Origin of the sequence: Helicobacter sp. 16-1353, assembly GCF_003288815.1 — a bacterium.
Classification (GTDB): domain Bacteria; phylum Campylobacterota; class Campylobacteria; order Campylobacterales; family Helicobacteraceae; genus NHYM01.
The window spans coordinates 15,506-40,647 of record NZ_NHYM01000009.1 but is presented as its reverse complement, the minus strand read 5'-3'; the positions used below and the strand labels follow the sequence as shown (position 1 = coordinate 40,647).

The 25,142-nt window shown below is 32.9% G+C and carries 41 protein-coding genes and 1 pseudogene; 1 reads left to right on the top strand and 41 read right to left on the bottom strand.

Annotation, left to right across the window (positions count from 1 at the left end; all coding sequences use genetic code 11):
* Window positions 1–11: 11 nt before the first annotated feature.
* The 36 genes and pseudogenes from rpsD to ispG all read right to left on the bottom strand — a co-directional run bounded on the left by rpsD (window position 12) and on the right by ispG (window position 20,576).
* Window positions 12–638, bottom strand: a complete 627-nt coding sequence (gene rpsD / locus CCY99_RS06625; protein ID WP_112060635.1) for a 30S ribosomal protein S4 — start codon at window positions 636–638, stop codon at window positions 12–14.
* A 9-nt stretch (window positions 639–647) separates the two neighbouring features.
* Window positions 648–1,052: a 30S ribosomal protein S11 gene (gene rpsK / locus CCY99_RS06620; protein WP_112060634.1), complete on the bottom strand. Its 405-nt coding sequence runs from the start codon at window positions 1,050–1,052 to the stop codon at window positions 648–650.
* An 8-nt stretch (window positions 1,053–1,060) separates the two neighbouring features.
* On the bottom strand, window positions 1,061–1,423 hold the full coding sequence (rpsM, locus tag CCY99_RS06615) for a 30S ribosomal protein S13 (protein ID WP_112060633.1): 363 nt from the start codon (window positions 1,421–1,423) through the stop codon (window positions 1,061–1,063).
* Between the two features lie 3 nt (window positions 1,424–1,426).
* Complete coding sequence (rpmJ, locus tag CCY99_RS06610; RefSeq protein WP_112060632.1) at window positions 1,427–1,540, bottom strand: 50S ribosomal protein L36; 114 nt, start codon at window positions 1,538–1,540, stop codon at window positions 1,427–1,429.
* 174 nt (window positions 1,541–1,714) lie between these two features.
* Window positions 1,715–1,978, bottom strand: a pseudogene (infA, locus tag CCY99_RS06605) (translation initiation factor IF-1); the annotation flags it as partial.
* Window positions 1,979–1,980: 2 nt separating this feature from the next.
* Window positions 1,981–2,736, bottom strand: coding sequence for a type I methionyl aminopeptidase (map, locus tag CCY99_RS06600; protein WP_112060630.1), 756 nt, complete (start codon window positions 2,734–2,736; stop codon window positions 1,981–1,983).
* Entirely contained in the window at window positions 2,736–3,995 is a 1,260-nt protein-coding gene (gene secY / locus CCY99_RS06595; RefSeq protein WP_112060629.1) for a preprotein translocase subunit SecY, read from the bottom strand. Before secY ends, map begins: the two co-directional genes overlap by 1 nt.
* Before the next feature lie 2 nt (window positions 3,996–3,997).
* Window positions 3,998–4,396 carry a 50S ribosomal protein L15 gene (gene rplO / locus CCY99_RS06590; protein ID WP_112060628.1) on the bottom strand — a complete coding sequence of 133 codons (399 nt, stop codon included), beginning with the start codon at window positions 4,394–4,396 and terminating at the stop codon, window positions 3,998–4,000.
* 19 nt (window positions 4,397–4,415) lie between these two features.
* Window positions 4,416–4,859, bottom strand: a complete 444-nt coding sequence (gene rpsE / locus CCY99_RS06585) for a 30S ribosomal protein S5 (protein WP_112060627.1) — start codon at window positions 4,857–4,859, stop codon at window positions 4,416–4,418.
* Between the two features lie 16 nt (window positions 4,860–4,875).
* Window positions 4,876–5,232, bottom strand: coding sequence for a 50S ribosomal protein L18 (gene rplR, locus CCY99_RS06580; protein ID WP_112060626.1), 357 nt, complete (start codon window positions 5,230–5,232; stop codon window positions 4,876–4,878).
* An 11-nt stretch (window positions 5,233–5,243) separates the two neighbouring features.
* Window positions 5,244–5,783, bottom strand: a complete 540-nt coding sequence (gene rplF / locus CCY99_RS06575) for a 50S ribosomal protein L6 (RefSeq protein WP_112060625.1) — start codon at window positions 5,781–5,783, stop codon at window positions 5,244–5,246.
* Between the two features lie 9 nt (window positions 5,784–5,792).
* Window positions 5,793–6,188: a 30S ribosomal protein S8 gene (gene rpsH / locus CCY99_RS06570; protein ID WP_112060624.1), complete on the bottom strand. Its 396-nt coding sequence runs from the start codon at window positions 6,186–6,188 to the stop codon at window positions 5,793–5,795.
* A gap of 9 nt (window positions 6,189–6,197) precedes the next feature.
* On the bottom strand, window positions 6,198–6,383 hold the full coding sequence (locus CCY99_RS06565) for a type Z 30S ribosomal protein S14 (RefSeq protein ID WP_112060623.1): 186 nt from the start codon (window positions 6,381–6,383) through the stop codon (window positions 6,198–6,200).
* Window positions 6,384–6,929 (bottom strand): 50S ribosomal protein L5, encoded by a 546-nt coding sequence (rplE, locus tag CCY99_RS06560; RefSeq protein WP_112060622.1) that lies wholly within the window; start codon window positions 6,927–6,929, stop codon window positions 6,384–6,386.
* A 13-nt stretch (window positions 6,930–6,942) separates the two neighbouring features.
* Complete coding sequence (gene rplX / locus CCY99_RS06555) at window positions 6,943–7,164, bottom strand: 50S ribosomal protein L24 (RefSeq protein WP_112060673.1); 222 nt, start codon at window positions 7,162–7,164, stop codon at window positions 6,943–6,945.
* A gap of 18 nt (window positions 7,165–7,182) precedes the next feature.
* The gene (gene rplN, locus CCY99_RS06550) at window positions 7,183–7,551 is read right to left on the bottom strand and encodes a 50S ribosomal protein L14 (RefSeq protein ID WP_112060621.1); all 369 of its coding nucleotides are present in this window, start codon (window positions 7,549–7,551) and stop codon (window positions 7,183–7,185) included.
* A complete protein-coding gene (gene rpsQ / locus CCY99_RS06545) occupies window positions 7,551–7,814 on the bottom strand; it encodes a 30S ribosomal protein S17 (RefSeq protein WP_112060620.1) in 264 nt (87 codons plus the stop codon). The genes rplN and rpsQ overlap by 1 nt, the downstream gene beginning before the upstream one ends.
* 2 nt (window positions 7,815–7,816) lie before the next feature.
* Complete coding sequence (rpmC, locus tag CCY99_RS06540; protein WP_112060672.1) at window positions 7,817–8,005, bottom strand: 50S ribosomal protein L29; 189 nt, start codon at window positions 8,003–8,005, stop codon at window positions 7,817–7,819.
* A 4-nt stretch (window positions 8,006–8,009) separates the two neighbouring features.
* The gene (gene rplP / locus CCY99_RS06535) at window positions 8,010–8,435 is read right to left on the bottom strand and encodes a 50S ribosomal protein L16 (protein WP_112060619.1); all 426 of its coding nucleotides are present in this window, start codon (window positions 8,433–8,435) and stop codon (window positions 8,010–8,012) included.
* 2 nt (window positions 8,436–8,437) lie between these two features.
* A complete protein-coding gene (gene rpsC, locus CCY99_RS06530; protein ID WP_112060618.1) occupies window positions 8,438–9,136 on the bottom strand; it encodes a 30S ribosomal protein S3 in 699 nt (232 codons plus the stop codon).
* Window positions 9,136–9,498 (bottom strand): 50S ribosomal protein L22, encoded by a 363-nt coding sequence (gene rplV / locus CCY99_RS06525; protein WP_112060617.1) that lies wholly within the window; start codon window positions 9,496–9,498, stop codon window positions 9,136–9,138. Before rplV ends, rpsC begins: the two co-directional genes overlap by 1 nt.
* A gap of 9 nt (window positions 9,499–9,507) precedes the next feature.
* Window positions 9,508–9,789, bottom strand: a complete 282-nt coding sequence (rpsS, locus tag CCY99_RS06520) for a 30S ribosomal protein S19 (RefSeq protein ID WP_112060616.1) — start codon at window positions 9,787–9,789, stop codon at window positions 9,508–9,510.
* Between the two features lie 10 nt (window positions 9,790–9,799).
* Window positions 9,800–10,627 carry a 50S ribosomal protein L2 gene (gene rplB / locus CCY99_RS06515; RefSeq protein ID WP_112060615.1) on the bottom strand — a complete coding sequence of 276 codons (828 nt, stop codon included), beginning with the start codon at window positions 10,625–10,627 and terminating at the stop codon, window positions 9,800–9,802.
* A 9-nt stretch (window positions 10,628–10,636) separates the two neighbouring features.
* Complete coding sequence (locus CCY99_RS06510; protein WP_112060614.1) at window positions 10,637–10,918, bottom strand: 50S ribosomal protein L23; 282 nt, start codon at window positions 10,916–10,918, stop codon at window positions 10,637–10,639.
* Window positions 10,918–11,541 (bottom strand): 50S ribosomal protein L4, encoded by a 624-nt coding sequence (rplD, locus tag CCY99_RS06505; protein WP_112060613.1) that lies wholly within the window; start codon window positions 11,539–11,541, stop codon window positions 10,918–10,920. Before rplD ends, CCY99_RS06510 begins: the two co-directional genes overlap by 1 nt.
* Window positions 11,538–12,116, bottom strand: coding sequence for a 50S ribosomal protein L3 (gene rplC, locus CCY99_RS06500; RefSeq protein ID WP_112060612.1), 579 nt, complete (start codon window positions 12,114–12,116; stop codon window positions 11,538–11,540). Before rplC ends, rplD begins: the two co-directional genes overlap by 4 nt.
* A 31-nt stretch (window positions 12,117–12,147) precedes the next feature.
* Window positions 12,148–12,456, bottom strand: coding sequence for a 30S ribosomal protein S10 (gene rpsJ / locus CCY99_RS06495; protein WP_112060611.1), 309 nt, complete (start codon window positions 12,454–12,456; stop codon window positions 12,148–12,150).
* 192 nt (window positions 12,457–12,648) lie between these two features.
* Entirely contained in the window at window positions 12,649–13,113 is a 465-nt protein-coding gene (locus CCY99_RS06490) for an FxsA family protein (protein WP_181646875.1), read from the bottom strand.
* Window positions 13,114–13,128: 15 nt separating this feature from the next.
* Window positions 13,129–14,961 carry a proline--tRNA ligase gene (locus CCY99_RS06485; RefSeq protein WP_112060609.1) on the bottom strand — a complete coding sequence of 611 codons (1,833 nt, stop codon included), beginning with the start codon at window positions 14,959–14,961 and terminating at the stop codon, window positions 13,129–13,131.
* Complete coding sequence (hemA, locus tag CCY99_RS06480; protein WP_112060608.1) at window positions 14,958–16,259, bottom strand: glutamyl-tRNA reductase; 1,302 nt, start codon at window positions 16,257–16,259, stop codon at window positions 14,958–14,960. Before hemA ends, CCY99_RS06485 begins: the two co-directional genes overlap by 4 nt.
* Complete coding sequence (locus CCY99_RS06475; RefSeq protein ID WP_258443716.1) at window positions 16,259–17,161, bottom strand: polyprenyl synthetase family protein; 903 nt, start codon at window positions 17,159–17,161, stop codon at window positions 16,259–16,261. Before CCY99_RS06475 ends, hemA begins: the two co-directional genes overlap by 1 nt.
* On the bottom strand, window positions 17,162–17,539 hold the full coding sequence (locus CCY99_RS09935; protein ID WP_258443714.1) for a hypothetical protein: 378 nt from the start codon (window positions 17,537–17,539) through the stop codon (window positions 17,162–17,164).
* A gap of 4 nt (window positions 17,540–17,543) precedes the next feature.
* Window positions 17,544–17,990, bottom strand: a complete 447-nt coding sequence (locus CCY99_RS06470; protein ID WP_112060607.1) for a rhodanese-like domain-containing protein — start codon at window positions 17,988–17,990, stop codon at window positions 17,544–17,546.
* A 3-nt stretch (window positions 17,991–17,993) separates the two neighbouring features.
* Window positions 17,994–19,025: an alanine racemase gene (locus CCY99_RS06465; RefSeq protein WP_112060606.1), complete on the bottom strand. Its 1,032-nt coding sequence runs from the start codon at window positions 19,023–19,025 to the stop codon at window positions 17,994–17,996.
* Between the two features lie 62 nt (window positions 19,026–19,087).
* Window positions 19,088–19,393 carry a c-type cytochrome gene (locus tag CCY99_RS06460; protein ID WP_112060605.1) on the bottom strand — a complete coding sequence of 102 codons (306 nt, stop codon included), beginning with the start codon at window positions 19,391–19,393 and terminating at the stop codon, window positions 19,088–19,090.
* A 118-nt stretch (window positions 19,394–19,511) separates the two neighbouring features.
* Window positions 19,512–20,576 (bottom strand): flavodoxin-dependent (E)-4-hydroxy-3-methylbut-2-enyl-diphosphate synthase, encoded by a 1,065-nt coding sequence (ispG, locus tag CCY99_RS06455; RefSeq protein ID WP_112060604.1) that lies wholly within the window; start codon window positions 20,574–20,576, stop codon window positions 19,512–19,514.
* Window positions 20,577–20,635: 59 nt separating this feature from the next.
* On the opposite strand from ispG, the gene CCY99_RS06450 reads away from it, so the two are divergent.
* Window positions 20,636–22,801, top strand: coding sequence for a WD40 repeat domain-containing protein (locus tag CCY99_RS06450; RefSeq protein WP_112060603.1), 2,166 nt, complete (start codon window positions 20,636–20,638; stop codon window positions 22,799–22,801).
* Window positions 22,802–22,827: 26 nt separating this feature from the next.
* On the opposite strand, the gene CCY99_RS06445 is transcribed toward CCY99_RS06450, so the two are convergent.
* From CCY99_RS06445 to CCY99_RS06425, 5 genes are all read right to left on the bottom strand, one after another.
* Window positions 22,828–23,016 (bottom strand): outer membrane protein, encoded by a 189-nt coding sequence (locus tag CCY99_RS06445; RefSeq protein ID WP_258443782.1) that lies wholly within the window; start codon window positions 23,014–23,016, stop codon window positions 22,828–22,830.
* A 14-nt stretch (window positions 23,017–23,030) separates the two neighbouring features.
* Window positions 23,031–23,249 carry an outer membrane beta-barrel protein gene (locus CCY99_RS06440; RefSeq protein ID WP_112060601.1) on the bottom strand — a complete coding sequence of 73 codons (219 nt, stop codon included), beginning with the start codon at window positions 23,247–23,249 and terminating at the stop codon, window positions 23,031–23,033.
* 9 nt (window positions 23,250–23,258) lie between these two features.
* Entirely contained in the window at window positions 23,259–23,480 is a 222-nt protein-coding gene (locus CCY99_RS06435; RefSeq protein ID WP_112060600.1) for a hypothetical protein, read from the bottom strand.
* A gap of 146 nt (window positions 23,481–23,626) precedes the next feature.
* Window positions 23,627–24,568, bottom strand: a complete 942-nt coding sequence (locus CCY99_RS06430) for a glycosyltransferase family 2 protein (RefSeq protein WP_258443780.1) — start codon at window positions 24,566–24,568, stop codon at window positions 23,627–23,629.
* A gap of 11 nt (window positions 24,569–24,579) precedes the next feature.
* Window positions 24,580–24,822 (bottom strand): glycosyltransferase, encoded by a 243-nt coding sequence (locus tag CCY99_RS06425; protein ID WP_112060598.1) that lies wholly within the window; start codon window positions 24,820–24,822, stop codon window positions 24,580–24,582.
* Window positions 24,823–25,142: the final 320 nt, after the last annotated feature.

Genomic DNA, 25,142 nt, shown 5'->3' with positions numbered 1-25,142 from the left:
CCTAACAATCATTATTTAGAATATAATTCAACGATAAGTCTTTCCTCGATAGGAATCACAACTTCATCTCTATTTGGCAATCTTGTAAATATACCAAAAAACTTACTCTCATCAACATCAACCCAAGGAACAATACCTGTTTGCTTTGTAAGCTCTATAGAGCGAATAATTTGCTTATTACTTACACTTTTTTCTTTTACACTTACTTTTTGACCTGCTTTTAGTATATATGAAGGAATGTCAACCTTTTTACCATCTACTAAAATATGTCCGTGAGTTACAAGCTGACGAGCAAATCTCCTAGTTGTAGCAAAACCCATTCTATACACTACATTGTCTAATCGTTGCTCCAATAATCTTATTAGATTCTCACCCGTATTGCCCTCTATTCTATGAGCTTCGGCAAAAATGCTTCTAAATTGTCGTTCGGAAACACCATACATAAACTTAGCCTTTTGTTTCTCTCTTAACTGAAGTCCATATTCCGATATTTTACCACCACTTTGTCCGTGTTGTCCCGGTCCATATTTCCTAGAATTTAAAGCACATTTCCCAGCTAATCTCCTTTCACCTTTCATATCAAGGCTAACGCCGAATCTTCGCTCGATTTTCTCTACAGGTCCTATATATCGCGCCATAATCTCTCCTTATACTCTTCTTCTTTTAGGTGGTCTGCAACCATTATGCGGTAATGGTGTAACATCTTTTAGCCATAGAACTTTTATACCCTCTATTGAGCCGATACTTTTCACTGCTGTTTCTCTACCACTTCCGGGTCCTTGAACCTTAATACCAACTTCTTTAATTCCATATTCCTTAGCTTTCATTAATGCAACTTCAACTGCTTGTTGAGCGGCATATGGAGTGGATTTCTTTGAGCCTTTGAATCCTAGAGCTCCCGCAGTGCTCCAGCATAGGACATTTCCCATTTCATCAGTTACCGTTACGGAAGTATTATTGAAAGTAGCAGAAATGTGGACTATAGCTTTAGCTATATTTTTCTTTGTAGCTTTTTTTCTAGTATTTGTTGATTTTGTATTTGTTTTTGCCATAATTTCTCCTACTTGCTACCTATCGTTTTTCTCTTGCCTTTTCTAGTTCGGGCATTATTTTTTGTTGTTTGTCCGCGAACTGGAAGACCTTTCCTATGCCTAATACCTCTATAACTTCCTATTTCCATCAATGCTTTTATATCCATTGTGGTTTTCTTTCGTAAATCACCCTCGACTATGTAACTTTCTTGTATTTTTTTGGCAATCAAAGAAGCTTCATCTTCGCTGAGATCATTAACTCGCTTATCAAAAGAAATATTCACAGCATTTAAAATATCCCTTGAGCTTTTAAGCCCAATACCATAAATATAAGTGAGTGCATACTCTACTCGTTTCTTTTTTGGCAAATCTACACCAGCAATTCTAGCCATTTTCTATCCTTGTCTTTGTTTATGTTTTGGGGTTACGCATATCACACGAATAACGCCCTTTCTTTTTATTATCTTACACTTATCACACATTTTCTTAACCGATGGTCTAACTTTCATACATTCTCCTTAAGTTAATTTAAAAATATAAGCTTTTAGATTCTGGGTTTTTAGTGAAAATCTAAGATATAAAAGCTTATATTTTATAATATCTTTGTTTAAAAACTACTTATATTTTTCATCTAAAATTTTTTGAATCTCTATTAATTCTGGCTCTTTTTGAATATCCTCTGCCTTGTATCTTAGTGTAATTCTACCTTTATCAATACTATATGGTGTAAGCTCTAGTTTTACAATATCACCTGTTAAGATTCTAATATAATGCATTCTAAGCTTTCCTGCGATATGGCACAATACTATATGCTCATTTTGAAGTCCAACTCTAAAGGTTGCATTAGGTAAAACCTCGATTACCTTACCATAAATTTCAATTACATCATCTTTTACTTTTTTCTTTTTATTTTCTTTATCATATTTATCTTTTCTATCTTTTGCCACAATTACTCCTTTGATAAAATGACTGCTTTATTATCAATCATAGCAATAGTATGTTCGTGATGACTTCCATTTAATCCATCTTCTGAGACAACTGCCCATTTATCATCTAAAATCTTAAAATTGCCACTTTTATTGCAAACCATCGGTTCTATACAAAATACCATTCCATTGCGAATCTTTGGACCCTGCATTGAATTAGTTTCAATAAAATTGGGAATCTCTGGCTCTTCGTGCGGCTTACTCCCAATCCCATGCCCACAGAATCCTCTAAGTGGCACAAAGCCACGAGAAATAATAAATCTCTCAATCAAAGCACTTAGCTCTTTAAATCGCATTCCAACTTTTATATTATCAATCGCATACATTAGTGAATCATAAGAGCAATCTAGGAGATTTTTATCACTAGAATCTATTTCGCCTATCCCAAAGGTAATCGCTGCATCGCCATACCAACCATTATATTCCACGCCAATATCGACCCCCAAAATATCGCCATTTTGGAGTTTATAAGAATCTGGGATTCCGTGGATTATAACTTCATTTACTGATAAACAAATAGCTTTGGGGAATCCATATAATCCCTTAAATGATGGCTTTCCACCTTTAGATAGAATAAAATCATCAGCAATTTTATCTAGTTCTTCTAGGCTTACACCAACCTTTGCTGCTTTTTTAACCTCATTTAAGCTCTGGGCTACGATTTTACTTGGAATCCTAATAGATTCAATCTCTTTTGGATTTCGTATATTAATAGCCATTATAAGCCTGTGGCACTTAGTGTTTGATATTTATTCATATAAACTTGTGCTTCGATTCGCCTCATCGTATCAATCGCCACTTGCACCACGATAAGAACCGCCGTCCCACCGAAAACAAACGGCACTCCAGCACTTTTTAAAATTACCCACGGGATAGTGGAGATTATCGCAAGATATAAAGCTCCCCAAAAGGTAAGGTTACTAGCTGTGGTATTTAAAAAATTCGCAGTCCCCTCGCCCGGGCGAAGTCCGGGTATAAATCCGCCTTGTCGTTTTAGATTCTCCGAAATATCTTTGGAGTTAAACACAATTGATGAGTAGAAAAATGCAAAAAACATAACTAAAAAAAACATCAAAATATTATAAGCATAACCATTTGGACTTAAGAAATCTGCTATAGCTAACATCACACTATTTGATGAAGCTTGTAAAAGCGTGGATGGGAAAATCAAAACCGCGGAAGCAAAAATCGGCGGAATAACGCCACTTAAGTTTAGCTTAATTGGAATGTAGTTCATAATCCGCTTATTTTGATTTTGCATAATGATTTTTCTTGCGTAGCTTACTGGGATTCTCCGCTCTGCAAGCTCAATATAAATAATGATAAAAATTGTTCCAAGAATAATTAGAAGTATTAAAATCGATACTAAGAAATTAATCTCCCCAGTATTAATAAGCTCAAATGTTCCGCCAATCGCAGATGGAATCCCCGCAACAATACCAGCAAAGATTATAAGGCTAATTCCATTTCCAACGCCCCTTTGGGTAATCTGCTCGCCAATCCACATAAGCATCATCGTTCCAGCTAACATTGAAAATACAGAAATAGCAATAAAGGTATTCATATCGATTAATATAGCACTACCATAACCGCCCTCTAATGTTTTTAGCCCCACTGATACGCTTATGGCTTGGACTACGGTGATTGCGATAGTGGCGTAGCGAATGATTTGCATATATTTCTGCATTCCATCTCGTTCTTTTTTCATCTTAGCTAGATTTGGGAAAGTGGCAGCTAATAGCTCCATAACAATTGATGCGGTAATATAGGGCATAATCCCAAGCGAGATAATGCTAAATCGCTCCACAGCTTGACCGCTAAACATATTAAATAATCCAAGTGCATTACTAGAATTAGAATCAAAGAAACTTTTTATCACTTCAGCATCTACGCCGGGAATGGGAACATAAGCTAAAACTCTATATGCAAAAAGAAAAGCTAAAGTGATTAGGATTTTATTAATTATAGTTTTATTCATTCTTATTGTCCACTAAATGAAACATCGCTATCTTTGATTTTAGAAGCAAGTTCTTTAGCTGTTTTTCCTATAAGTTTGATTTTACTTGTTTGAGATGGATATTTATGAACACTTCTTATACTTAGCTTTGTGATTTCATCTAGCTCGGCAACTTTGGTGATTTTATCCACATTAATCATATATGGCTTCTCCACTCTACTTTTAAATCCAATCTTAGGAAGTCGTCTTTGAAGTGGTTGCTGACCACCTTCGAATCCTACTTTTTGGCTATAGCCTGTTCTAGCAGTTTGTCCTTTACCGCCTCTTGTGGCAGTTTTACCCATACCGCTACCTTGTCCTCGCCCAACTCGTTTTATAGATTTTATACTATTTTTAGCTGGTTTTATATTTTCTAATGCCATTTTAATTCCTTCTAAAATATTATGCTTTTATCTTACTTAGGGCATCAACTGTTGCTCTAACGACATTATAAGGATTGCTTGAGCCAAGTGATTTTGTAAGAATATCTTTAATACCTGCAAGCTCGATAACTGGTCTTGCACTTCCACCTGCAATTATCCCTGTTCCCTCACTAGCTGGTCTAAGTAAGATTCTACTTGCATTATATTTATGCTCGACATCGTGTGCTATTGTAGTCCCTTTAATATTAACTTCGACAATATTCTTAAAAGCATCATCTATTGCTTTTTTAATCGCATCTGGGACTTCTTTCGCCTTACCAAGCCCGAATCCTACAAGCCCATTTTTATTTCCTACAACTACAAGTGCATTAAAGCGGAATCTTCTACCACCTTTCACTACCTTTGTAACGCGTCCTATATTTACCACAACCTCTTTGAACTCTTCTTTATTGATTTCTACCATTTAACTAATCCTTAAATTATAAAGCTATACCATTTTCTCTTAGAGAATCCGCAAAACTAGCAACCACTCCATGATACAAATAACCATTTCTATCAAAAACCACTGTTGAGATTCCAGCGGATTTTAGATTTGCCACAAAAGCTTCAGCGATTTTTTTCACATCTTCTTTATTGTTTGATAAACCTAGCTTTTTGCCATCTACACTAGCTAGTGTGAATCCTTTTGTGTCATCTATAGCTTGAGCATAAAAATATCGATTCGAGCGGAAAATAGTAACTCTAGGTTTTGAAGCACTTCCAAAAATCTTACTCCTAACCCTTGCTTTTCGCTTTGTAATCAATTTCTTTTTTAATTTTAAAGTATTATTTAACATCTTTTAACCCCTTATTTTTTCGCAGTTTTACCAGCTTTTCGTAAAATTGTCTCTTCGACATATTTTACTCCCTTGCCTTTATAAGGCTCAGGCGGACGAAATGCACGAATCTCGGAGGCAATCTGTCCTACTTGCTGTTTATCTACTCCCTTGATTGTAAGAATATTCTTATCCAAGCTCATCTCAACGCCATCAGGAATATCATAATTTATAGGGTGGGAGAATCCTAGCATAAGCTCTAGAATCTTGCCCTTAATAGTCGCCTTGTAACCAACGCCATTAATCTCAAGCTGTTTTGTAAAGCCACTTGTAAGACCTACTACGATATTATTTGCTAATGCTCTATAAGTCCCCCAAAATGCCCTAGCTTGTGAATCTTCATCGCTTTTTAATCCAAAAGATAGGATTCCGTCTTTTAGCTCGATTTTCACCCTATCAAAGGTTTCTAGCTCTTTTTGAAGTTTGGCATTTTTAAAGATTAGCTTTGTGCCTTGCAATGAGACATCTAAGCCCTTTGGAATAGTTATTGACTGCTTACCAATTCTTGACATTTTTATCTCCTACCATATGCTACATAATGCTTCGCCACCGACATTATTTCGGTAGGCTTCGTCATTTGAAATTACACCTTTAGAAGTGCTTACAACAATAGTTCCATAACCATTTTTAAATCGCTTTAATTCAGCTCTATTTTTATAAACTCTTCTCCCGGGTTTGCTTATTCGTTTTATTTCATTTATTAATGATTTACCTTTTTCATCATAATTAAGCATAACAGTAATATTTTGCTTATTATCCTTAGAATTCACTCTAAAATCTTTAATAAAGCCTTTTGTTTTGAAAACTTCTAATATTGATACAACAATCTTAGCGTAATATAAAGTTGTATATTCCAATCTTCTCATAGAAGCATTTCGGATTCTAGTAATAGAATCTGCAATTATATCATTTACCATTTTTTCCCCTTACCAGCTAGATTTTCTAAGACCCGGAACCAAGCCTTCATTGCCCATTTTTCTAAGACAAACTCTACATAGACTAAAATCCCTATACACTGAATGTGGTCGCCCACAAACTTGACATCGTGAATAAGCCCTCGCACTAAACTTTGCTTTTCTTTTGTTTTTTGCAATCATTGATTTTTTTGCCATTTATCTTCCTTTCCCAAAAGGCATACCAAGAAATTCTAATAACTTAAATGCTTCTTTATCATTATTTGTCGAAGTAACTATTGTGATATTCATTCCGTGTGTTACCATAATATCATCATAAACAACCTCAGGGAATACAAGTTGCTCTTTAAGACCAAAGTTATAATTTCCATTCCCATCAAACCCATTTCTTGGAATCCCTCGAAAATCCTTCACTCTAGGCAATGCAATAACAATTAATTTTTCTAAAAAGTTATACATTCTTTTTCCTCGAAGTGTAACTTTAACCCCCATCAATGCTCCCTCTCTCATTTTAAAACCAGCTACAGATTTTCTAGCATAAGTCATTATGGCTTTTTGTCCAGCTATAAGAGATATAGTATCAGCAATATTTTGCATAATTTTAGCTTCTTTAGAGTATTCACCTGCGCCAACACTTATTATTATTTTTTCTATTTTTGGGACAAGCATAGGATTCTTAATATCAAATTCCTTTGATAATTTACCCTTTACTTCGTCTAAATAGAGTTCTTTTAATTGATACATCTATATTACCTTCCTATGACTTTTTAACATTTGAGATATGAATTGGTTTTTCTTTTTCAGTAAAACCGCCTTTAGGATTATCATCAGTCGGCTTGATTGCCTTTTTAACGATATTACAACCCTCTACAATAATTTTAGAATCTTTGGGATACACCGCTAAAACCTTGCCCTCTTTGCCTTTATCATCACCTGTGATAATTGTAACCATATCATTTTTTTTAATTTTTAATTTAATCATTATAAAACTTCCTTATTACAAAACTTCTGGAGCAAGTGATACGATTTTCATAAAATTTGCATATCTCACTTCTCTACCAACAGGTCCAAAGATTCTCGTGCCAATAGGCTCTTTTTTAGTATCTAAAATAACAGCTGCATTATCATCAAATCTAACCGAAGAGCCATTTTCTCTATGGACTTCTTTTTTTGTTCTAACAATAACAGCCTTTACAACATCACCTTTTTTAACTTTTCCATTAGGGATAGCTTTTTTAACAGATGCAACTACTACATCGCCAACACTTGCATATCTCCTATGACTGCCACCTAGAATCTTAATACACATTAATTCTTTAGCACCACTATTATCAGCAACATTCATTCTAGTGAAACTCTGTATCATTATTCAACCCCCGTAGTTATTGTTTTATTTAACCTAAAAGATTTAGTTTTTGATATAGGTTTGCATTCTATGGCTTCTATAAAATCACCTATATTGCAGGTATTATTTTCATCGTGAATTATATATTTTTTAAATCTTTTTACAATTTTTCTATATTTTGGATGAACAACTTTTCGCTCAACCAAAATATTTGCACTTTTATCGCCACTCTTTTTAATAACTTTACCTTGAATAACTCTTTTATGTTTTTGCTGTTCACTCATTTTTAACCTCTTTTTGCTGATATTGCAGTATTAATCCTAGCTATTTCTTTTCGAATAGTCGAAATTTCGCAATAATTTGTAAGCTGCATTGTTTTAAGCTGTAATTTTAATTCAAAAAGTTTTAATCTTTTTTCCTTTAGCATAGCTTGTAATTCTTTTATATCTTTATCTTTAATATCATTAAATTTTATTATATCAGTAGATTTCATTTTCACTCTCACTTGTTATAATTTTTGTTTTAAATGGGAGTTTGCTTTGAGCTAGAGCCAATGCATCTCTTGCTAAAGATTCTTCAATACCAACCATTTCATAAATAATTCGACCCGGCTTGATATTCATCACCCATTTTTCAACAGCACCCTTACCTTTACCCATTCTCGTTTCAAGTGGTTTAGCAGTAATTGGCTTATCAGGGAATACACGAATCCAGATTTTACCTGCTCTTTTGATATGTCTTGTCATCGCAATCCTAGCTGCTTCAATCTGGCGAGAATCTATCCTCCCAGATTCCACTGCTTTTATAGCTATATCACCAAAAGCTAGTGCATTACCTCTAGTCGCTTTTCCTCTATTGCGACCTTTCATTTGTTTTTTATATTTAGTTTTTTTTGGCATTAACATAATTATTGCCTCCCTCTTTTTTTATTAGCTCCTACTTTGCTTTCGGCTTCTTTCCTATCTATTTGGATTCCCTTTTGTAAAACCTCACCTTTGAAAACCCAAACCTTAACACCGATAATCCCAAAAGTAGTAATTGCTTCTGCGAAACCATAATCAATCTTTGCTCTAAGTGTATGAAGTGGAACTCTGCCCTCCATATACCATTCCGTTCTAGCCATCTCAGCTCCAGCCAATCGCCCAGAAACCTTGACTTTTATGCCTTTAGCACCGGATTTCATCGCAGATTGCATTACCTTTTTCATAGCTCTTCTAAATGCCACTCTTCGCTCTAATTGCATTGCAATATTTTCCGCTGCAAGCTGTGCATTTGATTGCGGTCTTTTAACCTCTTTAATATTAACTGCAATATCTTTTTTTACAAGTTTTTTTAAACTTTCTTTTATTTTTTCAATATCAGCACCTTTTTTGCCAATAATAATACCGGGGCGAGCAGCTACAACGGTTATTTTAATCTTCTTCGTTGTTCTCTCTATTATAGTTTCACTAATTCCAGCATAGTAAAGCTCTTTTTTAATAAACTTACGAATCTTATAATCTTCACCTATATTAAATGCAGTTACCTTTTGAGAAGGAAACCATCTTGATATCCAATTTCTATTAATCCCTAATCTAAGACCGATTGGATTGACTTTTTGACCCATTATTTAATCCCACCTTTTTTTGCTTTATCTTTTTTTTGTTCGCTTTTTTGCTCAGCAACTTCTACAATAATATGAGAAGTGGGCTTTCTTATAGGAGCACCTCGACCTCTAGCTTTTGGAGTCATTCTCCTTAATACTGGACCCGCATCAACTCTACAAGATGTTATAATAACGCTTTGTGCATCATAATTACCATTTGCAATAGCAGAAGCTACAACTTTATAGATAATCTTGGCAGCTTTATTTGGAGTAAATTCTAAAGTCGCAAGTGCTAATTCTGCATTCATTCCTTGTATCTCTCTAGCAATTAATCTAGCTTTTGTAGGAGATAATCTTATATATCTTAATAATGCTCTACTCATATTTATTCCTTACTTACCTATCTTTTTTTGAACTGTACCTTTATGACCTTTAAATGTCCTAGTAGTAGCAAATTCGCCTAATTTATAGCCTATATGAGATTCTGTAATATAAACAGGGATAAATGCTCTTCCATTATGAACATTAAAAGTAAGCCCTATCATTTCTGGAATTATAGTGCTTCGTCTAGACCAAGTTTTTATAGGTTTATTATCTTTAGTAGATTTTGCATTCAATGTCTTTTTTACTAGATAATCATCAGTAAATGGACCTTTTTTAATTGACCTTCCCATTATGTTGTCCTTATTTTTTCTTTCTTGAAATAATTAATCTATCACTAGCTTTTTTGCGTCTAGTTTTATAGCCTTTTGCTGGGGTTCCCCAAGGTGATACAGGGTGTCCGCTAGAGCCTGTTTTACCCTCGCCACCGCCGTGTGGGTGGTCTATTGGGTTCATCGCTGAGCCTCTAGTTTGTGGTCTAATTCCCATATGTCTAGCTCTACCAGCTTTACCTAAAGTTATATTCATATAGTCTTCATTTCCAACACTTCCTATTGTAGCTCTACACTCCCCTAATATATATCTCATTTCGCCACTAGGCATTTTAAGAATAGCATATTTACCTTCTCTACCCATAAGTTGTGCACTTGCTCCTGCACTTCTTACTAGCTGTGCACCAGCTCCGGGGTGAAGCTCGATATTATGGATAATTGTCCCAATAGGAATAGCTTTTAATTTCATAGAAAATCCAACCTTAACATCTATCCCCTCATCTGCAGATAAGATTCTATCTCCAACACTAAGACCGCTTGGTTGTAAAATATATCTTTTTTCACCATCTAGATATGAGATTAAGGCGATTCTACAATTCCTAAATGGGTCATATTCTATGGATTTAACAATACCTTCGATATTTAATTTATTGCGTTTAAAATCAATAATTCTATATATCTTTTTTGCTCCGCCCTCTTTATGCCGAGATGTAATCCTACCATTATTATTTCTACCAGCAGTTACTTTTAATTTAATCAACAATGATTTTACACTTGCTTTAGATGTTATATCACTAGAACTAAGACCTGACATAAAACGCCTACTTGGCGTATATGGTTTATAAGTTTTTATAGCCATTTCATCACCTTATACTTTTAGAGATTCTATCTTAGCACCTTCAGGCACTTTGACATAAAATTTCTTAAAATTATTCCTACTTCCTTCGATTCCTCTAAACTTTTTAGTTTTACCTTGTTGGTTAAGAGAGTTGATTCTAAGAGGTGTAAATCCAAAATATTCACTACAAATATGTTTAAGTTGATTTTTACTTACTCGTTGAGAAGTTTGCATAACTATTATTCCACTTTCTTGCTGACTTAGGGATTTTTCTGTATACATTATTGATTTTATATCTGTTATATCTGCCATTATTTACCCCCTTTGTTATTTACAAGCTCATCAAATGCATCTTTTTCTATAACTACTGCTCTAAAAACTGCTATAAGATAAGCATTAATTTCATTTAACTCGATTAAATAACAATTTTTTATATTTCTAAAAGCAAGAAATGTTTTATCTTCAATATTTTTCGTTACAAAAAGCACACTTCGCTCATTTAGTTTTTCAAACATAGAATATGCATCTTTTGTTTTTCCACTTTCAATATTAATGGAATCTACTATATAAAGTTTATTTAGATTTGCCTTTTGTTGCAAAGCATATTCTAAAGCCAATCTTTTTTGCTTTTTATTAATTTTAATATCATAATTTTTATTATTTTGTGGTCCGTGAGCCACACCACCACCGACAAAAACAGGTGAAGTAATACTTCCAGCCCTTGCCCTGCCACCACCTTTTTGTGCCCATGGTTTTTTACCACCACCACTTACTTCGCCACGAGTTTTGGCTTTTGCGGTATTATTTCTAATGGAAGCGAGATATGATTTTACATATAAATATAAATTATGCTCTTTAATCTCCAAGTATTTTTCTGGAAGTGCAATATCTGCATTCTTTTTAAATTCTTTATCTAAAACAATAGCTTTACTCATTTTACAACCTTTATTCGACCAAAGATTCCATTATATCCCGGAACTGAGCCTTTTAATACTAAGATTAAATTATCCTTATCAAAAGAGAGAATCTCATTTTGTGTTGTAACTAATTCATCTCCATAATGTCCGGACATTTTCTTTCCTTTTTGAACACGACCTGGCCACTCTCTATTCCCAATAGAGCCCGGAGCTCGGTGGAATCTAGAGCCATGAGCTGCTGGACCACCTTGAAAATTCCATCGTTTCATAACGCCAGTAAATCCGCGACCTTTTGTTTTTAAAGAAACTTTAACACATTTTGCATTTTCTAAAATACTCAAATCTAGATTCCCAGTCTCTTTATTTGATACTTTTATAGTGGCAAAGTTATTAAATTCTTTTGTTATATTATATTTTTTTTGCTGACCTAAGATTGGCTTATTTGTAAATTTACCTTTTTTATAGGCAACTATTGCTTTTCCATTGTCTAACAATTCACAGACTTTTGTATCCATAATCTTAAGTAGGGTTACAGCGACACTGCTAGTGCCTATTGTCCTACTCATACCTATTTTTTCTACTAAAAATTCCATTGACTACTCCTATCGAAACATCTAATTAAGCTTAATTTATAAAAATAACTTCTACTTCTACTTCTGGTGCTAAATCAAGCCCCATTAGGCTATCCACAGTTTCTGGAGTGGCAGACATAATATCTATGATTCTACTATGAATCCTTATCTCAAACTGCTCCCTCGAATCTTTATTAACATGTGGGGAGCGTAAGAGAGTATATTTTTTCTTTCTCGTAGGTAATGGAACAGGTCCAATTATCTCTGAACCTGTTCTTTTTGCTGTCTCTACAATAGATGAAACTGACCTATCTAGCACTCTATGGTCATAAGCCTTTAATTTAAGTCGCATTTTTTCCATAATTTACATTTCCTTAACTTTATATAGAACGCCTAAAGCAATAATTCTATTACTTTTAGTTTTTAAAAGATGAAATTCTATAACAAAATCATATAGTTAGTCAATACATATAGCCAAAATTAGGAATATTTAAGAAAATTTATTTCCTTTTTAAAAGGAAACTATAATGTTTTATAAAACTATTAATAATATTTAATTTTTTAAATTTTTATTATCTTCTATAATCTCAACATCAATAATCTCAGGATTATCTTTAGAATTCTTAGAATCTTGGAATCCACTGAAATCACTAGAATATCGAAACTCTTGAAAATCATTAGGGTTACTATCATTTTTTAGTTTGGTAGGGAAAAAAAGTGAAATAATAAAAAAACTAAGCCCAATAACATCGCTTAAGATTCCGGGAACTATTAATAAGATTCCGCCAATTAGGCGAAAAAAGCTTTTACCAATAAAATTCCCAATTCCATTTTGGCTTCTAAATATGGAATTATAAGATTCAATCATAACTCTATATTGTGTAGCAAGTATCCCAATACCAACAAATGCACTAAGTAAAATCTCTAAAAATAAACTTAAAATACCAAATTCATCAGCAAAAGAAACGATTAAATAAATCTCCACAAATAAATACACTATAAATAAAATAAGTCTCAAATCAATCTCCTAAATCTATAATCTTACTAACTCCAATAAATCCTGTAATGGGATATTGGAATCTAATTGCAACTTTTCTAAGGTTTTTCGCCTTACTAACTCAATTTTTCCATTATTTAATGCTTTGCCGACAATTATGGCATTTTTAAAGCCAATTAGCTCGAAATCCGCCATTTTAGAGCCAAACCTCACATCTCTATCATCGATAATTACCTCTATGCCGCATTTTTTTAGATTCTCATACAAATTATTTGCAAACTCCACTTCGGCTTCATTTTTGATATTTGATATTACAATATCCACTTCAAAAGGAGCCAAATCGCCCCACACAGCCCCACTCTCATCTGCTTTCTGCTCTAAAATCGCAGGTAAAATCCTACTCACGCCAATCCCATAACAGCCCATTTCAAAGAGCTTCGCCTTGCCGTCCTTATCTAGAAAACTTGCCTCCAACGCCCTAGAATACCTATCGCCCAGCTTAAAAATATGCCCGATTTCAATGCCCTTTGTAAGTCCCAAAGTTCCGCCACATTTTGGACACAAATCGCCCTCTTTAACCTCAAGCAAATCCCTATACTCCAAGCCCTGAAACTTGCTCAAATCCACGCCTACAAAGTGATAATCACGCTCATTTGCCCCACATATTAAATCCGCAGAATCCTCTAGCTCCCTATCAAAAAATATGTATTTTGCATTGGTGATATTTCGCAAACCATATGCTCCAATAAAGCCCGCTGGTAGCCCAATAGCCTCCAACTCGCTAGAATCTAAGTCGATTAAATCAATGGCATTTGGGATAGCATTTAGTGCCTTTGTGTGGGATAGCTCATCGCAACCGCGTAAGAAAAAGAAGCAGATTTCGTGGGTGGAATTATTTGTGATAGTGGCGGAATCTGTAGAATCTCCCAATTTCGCGGAATCTGTGGAATCTGCCGACTTATTAGAATCCACCGAAGTTCCACACAACTTAGCAGATTCCCCACTTGCAAAAACCGCCTTTTTTGCCACGCATTTAAGCAAATAGTAGCTATCGACTTTAAAAAACTCACTCAAATCCTTAATATTACTTACATTTGGCGTGTGAAACTTCGCAAACTCCGCCTTTGGAGCTGGGCTATCCACACGCTTAAACGCCCTTGTGGCAATCTCAATATTTGCGGCATACTCGCATTTTTGGCAAATCACAATGCTATCCTCGCCACTTGGGGCAAGTAGCATAAACTCCTTGCTTCCACTCCCGCCAATCGCTCCGCTATCTGCCTCAACGACGCGGAAATCCACCCCAAGACGCCTAAAAATACTCTTATAAGTCGCCTCCATAAGCTCAAATTCCCTATCCAAATCCTCCTTATTTGCGTGAAAACTATATGCATCTTTCATCAAAAACTCACGCCCACGCATTAGCCCAAATCTAGGGCGAATCTCATCTCTAAATTTAAGATTTATTTGATAGAGATTTAGCGGAAGTTGCTTGTAGCTTTTAACCTCGCCTTTCACGCACTCCACAATCGCCTCTTCGTGCGTTGGACCCAGCACAAATGGATTTTCTTTCCTATCTTTAAACTTCAATAATTCCTTGCCGTATTTGTCGTATCTTTGTGATTTTATCCACAGCTCCGCAGGGGTTACAAAGCCTAAGCTTAGCTCGTTTGCACCGCTTTTATCCATTTCTTCTTTGATGATTTTTATGACTTTGTTTAGGATTATTTTGCCAAGTGGGAGAAAATTATAGATTCCACTGCCAATTTGCTTGATAAATCCGCCTCGAATCAAATATTTATGGCTCTTTAAAACGCAGTCTTTTGGCTCTTCTTTGGAAGTGATTGCAAAAAGTTTTGAAAATCTCATTTATTTCCTTTAAGTGCATTTTTATCGTGCTTAATTTCTGCTTCCTTAAGATTCTCATCACTAATATCAAAAAGCATTTTTAGCGTCCGCTCAATCTCTCCTAATTGTGCTGAAGAAGAAACTTCTTTTAGATTTTTAGTTGGGATATGAAGAAATACATTAAAAACATTATGTATAACTTTCTCAATATTTTTTCTATGTGATTCTAAGATAAAGCCTTTTTGGATTGCCTTATTTAGCTCATTTATTGAAGCATCTTTGGCAAATTGTCTTAATGTTTTAATTATTGGTTGCACGGATAAAATATTTAGATATTTAAAAAATTCATTTACTTGGTCGCCTACTATTTGATATGCGATATTTAGACTATCTTTTCTATATCCAATATTTTCATCGACTATATGTCGCAAATCATCAATTAAAATCAAAGTTATATTAGAATCCTCTAAATCTTCAATATCTCTAGGCAGAGCTAAATCAAAAAAATAACGCTTAAATGCCGTTTTACTAATCATATCATTAGTAATAATTGGGATAGGGGAAGCTGTCGCACTAAATAAAAGCTCGATATTATTAATCTCATTTGCTAGATTTTCAAAATCGCCAATAATAAGATTCTCATTATTTATTTCCGCTTTAAAATCTAATGATTTTTGATGATTTCTATTTAATAATTTGACTTTATAGCCAGAATTAAGGAGATGTTTTATTGCTAATTGACCCATTTCACCCAAGCCAATTACCAAAGATTCTTTGTTATTTAGTTTAAAACTTTTGGCACTAGATACTGCAACTGAAGCGATGGATATGGGTTTTTTAGAGATTCCTGTTTCATTTCTAACACTAGAAGCACATTTAAAAGCAAAATCAATTACATTTCCCAAACCCTTATTGGTGCAATAATTATTGCGTAAAGAATATCTATAAGCTTTTTTCAACTGCCCTGAAATCTGTGTTTCGCCAATCACCAAGCTATCAAGGCTACTTGCCACTAAAAAAATATGATGTATCGCCGAGTAACCCTCAAATGTATTGGCACGACCCTCTAGCTCCTCTTTGCTTATATTTGATAGGGTTGATAGTTTATTAAAACATTTTTGTAGTGCTTCATAGGAATCACTTACCATCATAAGCACTTCCATTCTATTGCAAGTAGAGAGCAAAATCGCTTCACTAACTAATCTAGAATCTAATAAATAATCTAAAAAGATTCTAATCAAATCATCGTTTAGAGATAATTTTTCCCTTAAAGCTAAATCTGTATTTTTATGCGAAAAACTAAGAACTAAATACTGCATTAAAACTCCCTATCTAGCATATCTTTCATTATTAATGCTAGATTGGAATCCTCGTAATCTAGCACATTTAATGCTTTATTTCCATAATTAGATACAACTTCTTTTACTTGCTCTATTATGTTGTATTTATCCATTTTGGCTTTAATCCAATCCTTATCTTTAGAATCCAAATCTTGTTTAAAATAAGATAATAATTGCTCTCTCTCATTTTCTTGCATTTTTTGATAAAGATATATGTATGGCAAGGTGGTTTTGCCCTCTTTAAAATCGCTAAATGCGGCTTTTCCTAGAATCTTTTCATCTTGCGTAATATCCAATAAATCATCGATTATTTGAAATGCAATGCCTAGAGAATTTCCATAAATCCTATATTTATCGCCCTTTTCGCCCTTTAGGATTCCAGCACATTCCGCACTTGCCTCAATTAAAGCGGCAGTTTTATGCTCTATCATTTGGAGATATTTTGCGGAATCTAGATTAAAACTCTCCCCCAAACTAACATCTTCTAATTCCCCTAAACTAAGCTTTAAAACGCAATTTGAGATAATCTGTGAAAGCCTAGAATCCATACAAGAAATCTCATAAAACGCCTTAGAATACAATATATCGCCTAACATTATGGCATTTTTATTGCCATATTTGGCATTAATACTAGCTTTCCCACGCCTAACTAGCGAGTTATCAATCACATCATCATGCAAAAGTGAAGCAAAATGTATTAATTCCACTATCGCACAAAGTCGCACACTAAGAGTAGAATCTGGAGCAATAGCAAATATAAGCTTACTTCTTAGCATTTTTCCAAATGAAAAACTATCCCTAAAAGTATCAAATATAGGATTATTCAAATCATCAAAATATCCTTTTATTGTTGATTTTACAAGCCCTAATCTATCTTCCAACTACATCACCTCAACATTATTATTAAATCTAAAAAGATAATATCTAAATTTTGCCATCTTACTATCATCATTAAAATCAACAAAGTAAAAAATTATATGTGGATTCTCATTACTAAAGCTATTTATACTACTTAGATTAATTTTAATCGAATTCGAACCATCTTTATACACTATAAATTGATGTGGAATATTATCATATTTAAAGTGCATAATTAATGCCTTATCTTTATACAAAGTCCAGCGAAAAGATAATGTTTTTCTCGTATTTTCTACAAATACATTTAATGTTTTTACCTCATCTTTAGCTAATGTTACTTCGCCAAGAAACTCAGCTCTAAGCCCAACAATACAAAAACACAATAGAATAAATCTTAGCAAATCTCTACTCTTGATATGGCTCTGTTTGATATGACTCTAAGGGTAATTTATCTTTTTTCCACTGCAAAATTCCACCTTTAACATAAGTGATATTATTAAATCCTTGAGATTGTAACTCTTGGATTGCTTTTTTTGTTCTAAATCCGGAATTGCAAATTAATGTTATTGGTGTTCCTTTTTTGATATTGTTATTTGATAATTCTTTGATAAAACTCCAAAGCAAACTTTTTCCATCATTATTGTAAAAAGTGATTAGCTTTGAGCCTTCGATTACGCCTGTAGATTCCCATTCCATAGGTGTTCTAATATCTATTAGGATTCCATTATTATTTAATACATTTAAAGCACTTTTTGTGCTTATAGCAAATTCATCAACCACATTACTCCTAACCTCCAAATCAGCATAAGCAAAAGAAAATAGTAAAATGAAAATATATATAATTTTTCCCACAAATCACTCCTTGATAACTTTTTTCATATATGGTGAAATTTTACATAAAATTTCATAAGGTATTGTTCCAAATATATTTGCAAAGATAGAAGCATCATTCATTATACATATTTCTTCTTCATTTGATATAATAGAAGTAGAATCCATAGACATTCTAGGAAGTATTATATATCCCTCTTTTGTAGTTAATTTATGATGATTTTCATTTAGTCTAAATAAACCATCACCATAACCTATATCATAGCTTGATACAATGCAATCCTCTTGTATTATATATTTTCCTTCATATCCAACCTTATCGCCTTTTTTTAAGAATCTACTTGATATTTTAGATGTCCAAATCTCTGCTATCGGCTGTAATTCATTAACAATATCGTGATTAGTGCATAAATACCCATACATCGCTATACCAATTCTTACTAAATCATCATCTACATTCCCTACTTTTATCGCTCCAGATGAGCTTAGAGAGTGGAATCTAGGCTTTGGGAGATTATGTTTAGCCACAAAATCTAATGTTTGATTTTTTATTTGTTTAAAAAGATTCTGCTGAGAAATAAAATCATCACAATGTGAATTTCCATAGCAATCCCCATAAGCATTATGAGTAAATACGCCTATAAGCCTAAGATTCTGAGTTTTTATAAGATTTAATGCCATTATTAAATCACTAGGCTCTATGCCATTTCTATTCATTCCAGTATTTACTTTTAGCTCAATACCTGTATTTATGGGAATCTTTTGTATACAATCCAAACTAGAAATAGTTAAATATACATTATTTGGGATATTCTCATAACAATTAGGATATAAAATCGTTATATGCTGAAATTTATTGTTGACCTTATTTGCTTCAAAATTATTTTTCACAAAAACACTATTAATGCCAAATTCAACCAAAAGATTAGAAATTTCTTCTATTCCATGACCATATGCATTATCTTTTATAACAGCAGCAATTTGCGTATTAATAGTATTTTTTAATATATGTAGATTTGAAAAAAGTTTTGATTTAGAGATAATTAATATAGGCATAATGCTAAGCGTATAGTAAGCAAAGAAAATCTTTACTTACTATAAAATAAAATCACTAACAATTATTTTTTAAGTGTTTGAATATATTCAGCTACACTTTCCATATCCGCTTCACTATATCGTTGAGATTGTGCCCACATTATAGGACCTGCACTAAATTGATTTAATTTTTTTGCTTTATAGCCTTTTAAATCTTCTACGATTTTATCTTTTGGTAAATCAACTAATAATGATGTTGCTTTTGACCCCGGCGGTATTTTATCCGCATTTGGTCCATGACAAACTGCACAAGCCTTGTATATTGTCGCTCCATCTGCCGCCATTAACCCAACTGCACTAAAAATGCAAATTAAAACAAACTTTCTCATATTTCTCCTTATGAATCTTGTTAGATTGTTTAAGTTGTTTTAAAAACTTAAACTCAAGTTAGGATTTTAATCTAACTACCTTAAATAAAACTTTATTAATATTTCATTTACAATTAAATTATTTTCTATCCATTTCATCAGCCATTTTTTGAACTTCTTCTAAGAAAACATCTAAGATTTTATCCTCTTCTAGTTTACATAAAATCTCACCTTTTTTAATAATAAGCCCACTTTTATTGCCAAATGCTATAGCTAAATCTGCGTGTTTTGCTTCGCCTAAGGCATTTACAGCACAGCCCATAACAGATATTTGTAAGGGTGTTTTTATGTGTTTTATTTTCTCTTCTACAATTTTCACAGCCTTAATTAAATCAACCTCTATTCTTCCACAAGTTGGACAAGATATAATGGTAACGCCCTCTTTTTGTCGCCCGGAATATTTTAAGATTGATTTTGCAACTTTTATTTCCTCCTCTAATTCGCCTGTAATTGACACTCTCATAGTATCGCCGATACCATTTAATAAAAGATTCCCTAATGCCATTGAGCTTTTTATCATAGAATGATACAAACTCCCAGCTTCCGTTACACCTATGTGAAATGGATATTCTACAAGCCCTCTAAGCATTGTATAAGATTCTATTGTCCGCTCTACATCACTTGCTTTTAGCGATATTTTTATATTAGTAAATCCGCAATCTTCTAGTAATTTAATATTATATAACGCAGATTCCACCATTCCCTTTGGTGTTGGTCCATATTTATTTTCAAACTTTTTTTCCAAGCTCCCTGCATTTACGCCGATTCGAATGGGGATTCCCCGCTCATTACAACCTTTGGCAATTTGCTCAACCCTATTTTTATCTCCTATATTTCCCGGATTTATACGAATGCAATCCACCACCTCCAAAGCAATCAAAGCTAATTTATATCTAAAATGTATATCTGCCACAAGCGGAAGTGAGATTAGAGATTTTAATTCTTTTAATGCCTTTGCGTCCTCTTCATCGCTCACAGCCACACGAACTATATCGCAGCCGGCAAGTTGTAATCTATCGATTTGAGCTTTTGTGGCACTAATATCCTTTGTTTTGCTAAAAGTCATACTTTGCACACTAATTGGTGCATCACCGCCAATAGGGATATTTCCAACAAAAATTTGCTTTGTTTTATATCTATTCATTAATAAGCCTTAAATAAAAATTCGATATATTACTTAGTAAATACTTAAAAAGGCTTTTTATGTTATCTTTAATGAGTAAATATAGATTAAATTCAAGCATTCTTTCAATAGGTGCTAATGATAAAAGCGTCATTATTTTGGATAGTAATTATACGCTATACGAGCTATTAGATGATGAATTTATATTCGTCAAAAAGATTTTTGATTTCACTCCCCAACATCATTTTAGTAAAGCCTGTGCAGTCTCTATGCAAGGATTTATCGCCATAGGAAAGCCAAAAAGTAATCTTTGTGAAATCTTATATCTTAAAAATGGGAATCTAAAACATATAAAAACATTATCGTGGCACAAAGCAGATATTTATAATATAAGATTCTCAAGAGATGGTAAATTTCTAGTAACAGGTGGGGAAGATGGAAAGGTGTTTGTTTTTAGATTGCCTGATTTTCATATAGTAAATATTTTGCCACCAAGACCTGATTATATATCCAATATACATTTTGGAAAAATATCAAAACTAATAGTTTATAGCTCATATGATTTACAAAACTGCGTTTTTGATATGGAGCAAAATATTATTGTCGGCACTTTTAATACAAATAGTGTGGTTGAGGATATTGTATTTTTTCATAATGATAAAAAGATATTTTGTGTATGTTCAAATGGTGAGAGCGGAATCTATGATATAGAAAATAAAAGCTTGGATTTAAAGCAAAATTACAATTTCTGGCTAACTAGAACAGGTCTTAGTAAAGATGATAATTATGCCTATATTGGAGCAAGAGGCAATATCCTTTCATATCTACATTTAGACACTAATACACCTAGATTCAATGTTTTGCTTGAATATGAAGATGGCGTATCATTTATGCGTGTTATTAATGCAAGATTATATATTGGCTATAGTAATGGATATTTACAGATTTTTGATTTAACAAAATATGAAAACGAATTGCAAAAAGCAATAGATAACAATGATTATAAAAATGCCAAAGAAATTAGTGATAAAAATATTTCTCTAAAAACACATAAAATATATATTGAGTTTATGAAACAATGCTGGGAAAATGAATTTAAAAAAGCTAAAGAAATGTTACAAAAAGATACGAGTGAAACGACACTAAATAATGTTATGAATAATATTAAAGTCTTTTTTGAGGATAAAGATAAAAAAGATGAGTTTAGCGAGTTTATGTCAAATATTGGAGTTTTTAAGGAATTCAATGAGGCAGTTTTAACCAAAGATTATGTAAAAGCCTATAAATTAATAGAAGAAAATACGATGATTAAACAAACAAGTGAGTTTGAAAAACTAGAAAATATATATAATCAAACATTCGAAGCTGCAAAAAAACTGCTATTAAATAATTCTTTAGAATCTACTAACGAAGCAAATATTATCTTAAAACCTTTTTTATTAGTTCCTTCCAAAAAAGAAACAATCAATGTGCTTTTAAGAAATGCAAATAAATTTGCTCAAGCAGATTTATTGCTTAAAAATAAACATTTTGTTGATTATTTTAAATTAGCAGAATCTTTTAAAGAAATCAAAAACACACCAAATTATAAAAAAGCGATAATATTTGGAGAGCAGATTCTAGCGACAATAAACGAGCTTGAAACAAAACAAAATTTTAATAAAGCTTTAGAATTGACTGAGATTCTAATAAAATTTGTCCCATTTTCTAAAGTGGCACTAGATAAGAAAAATGATATAAATCTAAAGGTTGAGTTTTTAAACCTATACAACAAAAAAGAATATATCAAAATATACCAATCCATACAAAAATATGCCTCGCTAAAGGGTTTGCTAGAGTATATAAATCTAAGCAATCATTTTAATAAAATATTTGATGATGCATTAAATCTAGCTATAAATGGAGAAAATAAAACAGCATATAATATATTAAAACCATATTTTAATATCCCATTTTGGAAAAATAGAATTGATAGTATTTTTAATCTAAGCTATTTGAATGAAATAGAAATAAATATTGATAAATTACAAGAAAATGATAAAGCAACACAATCTAATGCAAAAGATGAAAATCCAATAAATTGGAAACTAACACTAGAAACTTATATTTATATGTTTGGCAAAAATGATGAATTAATAAAAATATGCTCCAAAAATAACGAGATTTTGGATATTTTGAATAAATTAGAAGTTGAGAGTAAGGATATTGATTATCTACCATCAATTATTATATATGATACACTCTAAGGATATTAATTCAAATCCTATCAAATCTAAAATGTAAAATTACATCCAAGTGCAATTGAGTAGTTTTGCTTTAGCTTTGCTTCCACGCCGTTTATGGTTTTCTTAGCATCAGCAAATGGGATTTTTATGATAAATTCCACTTCGTGATTTTTGGCGACATTTGCCCTAAGCCCAAGCTTTAAGTCCGCATAGAATCCATTTGCATTTTCATCAATAGTATAGTTCCCACTTATCGCAAAGAACCGGAATTTTTAAACTCTCCATTTGCTCCACCAAATCCAAAATCTGCAAATGCACAAATATTTGCAGATTCTACATTATAAAAGTTAAAAAGTTCATCGGCATTTGTAGCATAAATCAAGCTTTCTAACTCTAGTTTTGTGTTACTTGCGGAGGCTCTATACTCGGCACTGGATTGCGTGTAGTTGATATTTACATATCCCCGCACTCCAAACCACTAATTTACAAAATATTTATAGCCGATTTTTCCACCATAAGAAGTGCTATTTTGCGTTAGCTTATCGTCCCATACTACCCCGGCTAAATCTGTGCCTTTTGCTGTTAGTTGAGATTCTCCGCCTCCTATCTCAAATCCAACAAAAACACCACTCTCCTCATCTGTATTTGCTACACTCAACCCACCTACTAAAAGTCCAAAAACTAATAAAAGTTTTTTCATTTTTTTCCTAATGTAAATTTTTTTAAGAAAAATAATTCTACTCCCCCATTAAAGTAAGCTTAAATTTATTTAGATTCTTGAATTTTTGTAGATTTTTAGCAAATATATTTGCAGATTCCACTTTAAATAATACTGCCAAGATTCCGCTATTTTTCAACCTTATAGATTTCTACATCGTGCATTCTATAAATCCTATATAAGAATCTATCCAAAATTTTTAGCTCCATTTGCTTAAAGCCAAAATCCGCAAAAATCTTTAAAATCTCATTTTTAAGATTCTCATCTTGTATCTTTAAAACATTTTCATATTGCTTTTGAAATAGGATATTTTTAAGTCGTTTATTTATCTTAAGATTATCTCGTGTGTGTAGAAAATTAACAATAGAGCCATAAAACATCGTATCTTTGTTAAAACTTAGATTTATGCTATATCGATATTTACTAAGGAATTTATCTAGTTGATACACGCTCGCATTTTCCGCACAACGAATGTGGCAAAACCAATCATCGCTTGGAAAATAGCTTTGATTATACCCGCCTAATTTTAGGAAAACTTCCTTATTGTGAAGCATTGCAGATGGATGCAGGGGATTATATTTAGCGATATAATCTGCACTTCGCTTATCTAATAATTTATATTTCTTAACGCCTAAAATAGGAAAAATTATATGATTTATACAAAATGATTTTATAGATTTTAGAGCTAAAAATAGGCTCTTACATTTTTTAAGTTGCTTTTTAATCCCAGAATCCTCCGCCTGTCTATAATTAATCAAATCTAGATTCCCAAAATATATCGCTCTATGCGAAATTAAAGCGGTATTTTCCTCCACTTTTTCTACTGCTTTTTTCATCTCGCTTAGATAATTTGGCAATAAAATATCATCATCATGCAAGATACAAACCCACTTGCCTTTTGCTAGGGAAATACAACGATTCCAATTACCAAAAAGATTTAGGTTTTTGGCGTTTTTATAATATGTGATTTTACCCCTGTAAGATTCTAAAAATTCGCTCGTTTGGGAGCTAACACTTGGATTTTCTACCACGATAATTTCATATGATTTTTTAGATTCTTTGGATTCTATTGATTTAGATTCTAATATCTTGCTCTCTTGCTGCCCCCCCCATTTAGCTTATCTATATCTTGATTTAATGCCGATTCTATTGTCTCTTTTAACGTGTCAAGGCGTTTATAAGTTGGGATTGCGATGGTAAAAAGCGGATTTTTAGGGGGCAAATCAGTGCTAAATATGCAAGCAGATTCCACGCTATTCGTATCCTTAAAGCTATTGTGAAGTTTTAAAAACTCATATCCATTTTGAAAAGTTATATTTTGCATTTTATGTCCTTTTTGTAATTTAATTTTTTAAAATATATCCGCCATTGCAAAAGGCTTTAGCCTTGAAAGCCCTGTAAAGCGAAGATTCCTGTAAAAGGGATTTACTCCCTTATCGCAAAAACTAGCTTAGCTAGGGTTGCGAAGTTAATACCTTAGCCTCTTGAATTTCGTTAGAAATTCGTAGCTTCGTGTAAAATAAGGCTTTAGCCGAAGTTTCCTGTAAAGAGGCGAAGCCCATTAAAAACTAGCAATTCCATTATTGCTGGTGAAACTAGGTTTTGCCTCTCCCACCTTTAACGGGTGGCTTTTAAAACCAAGTG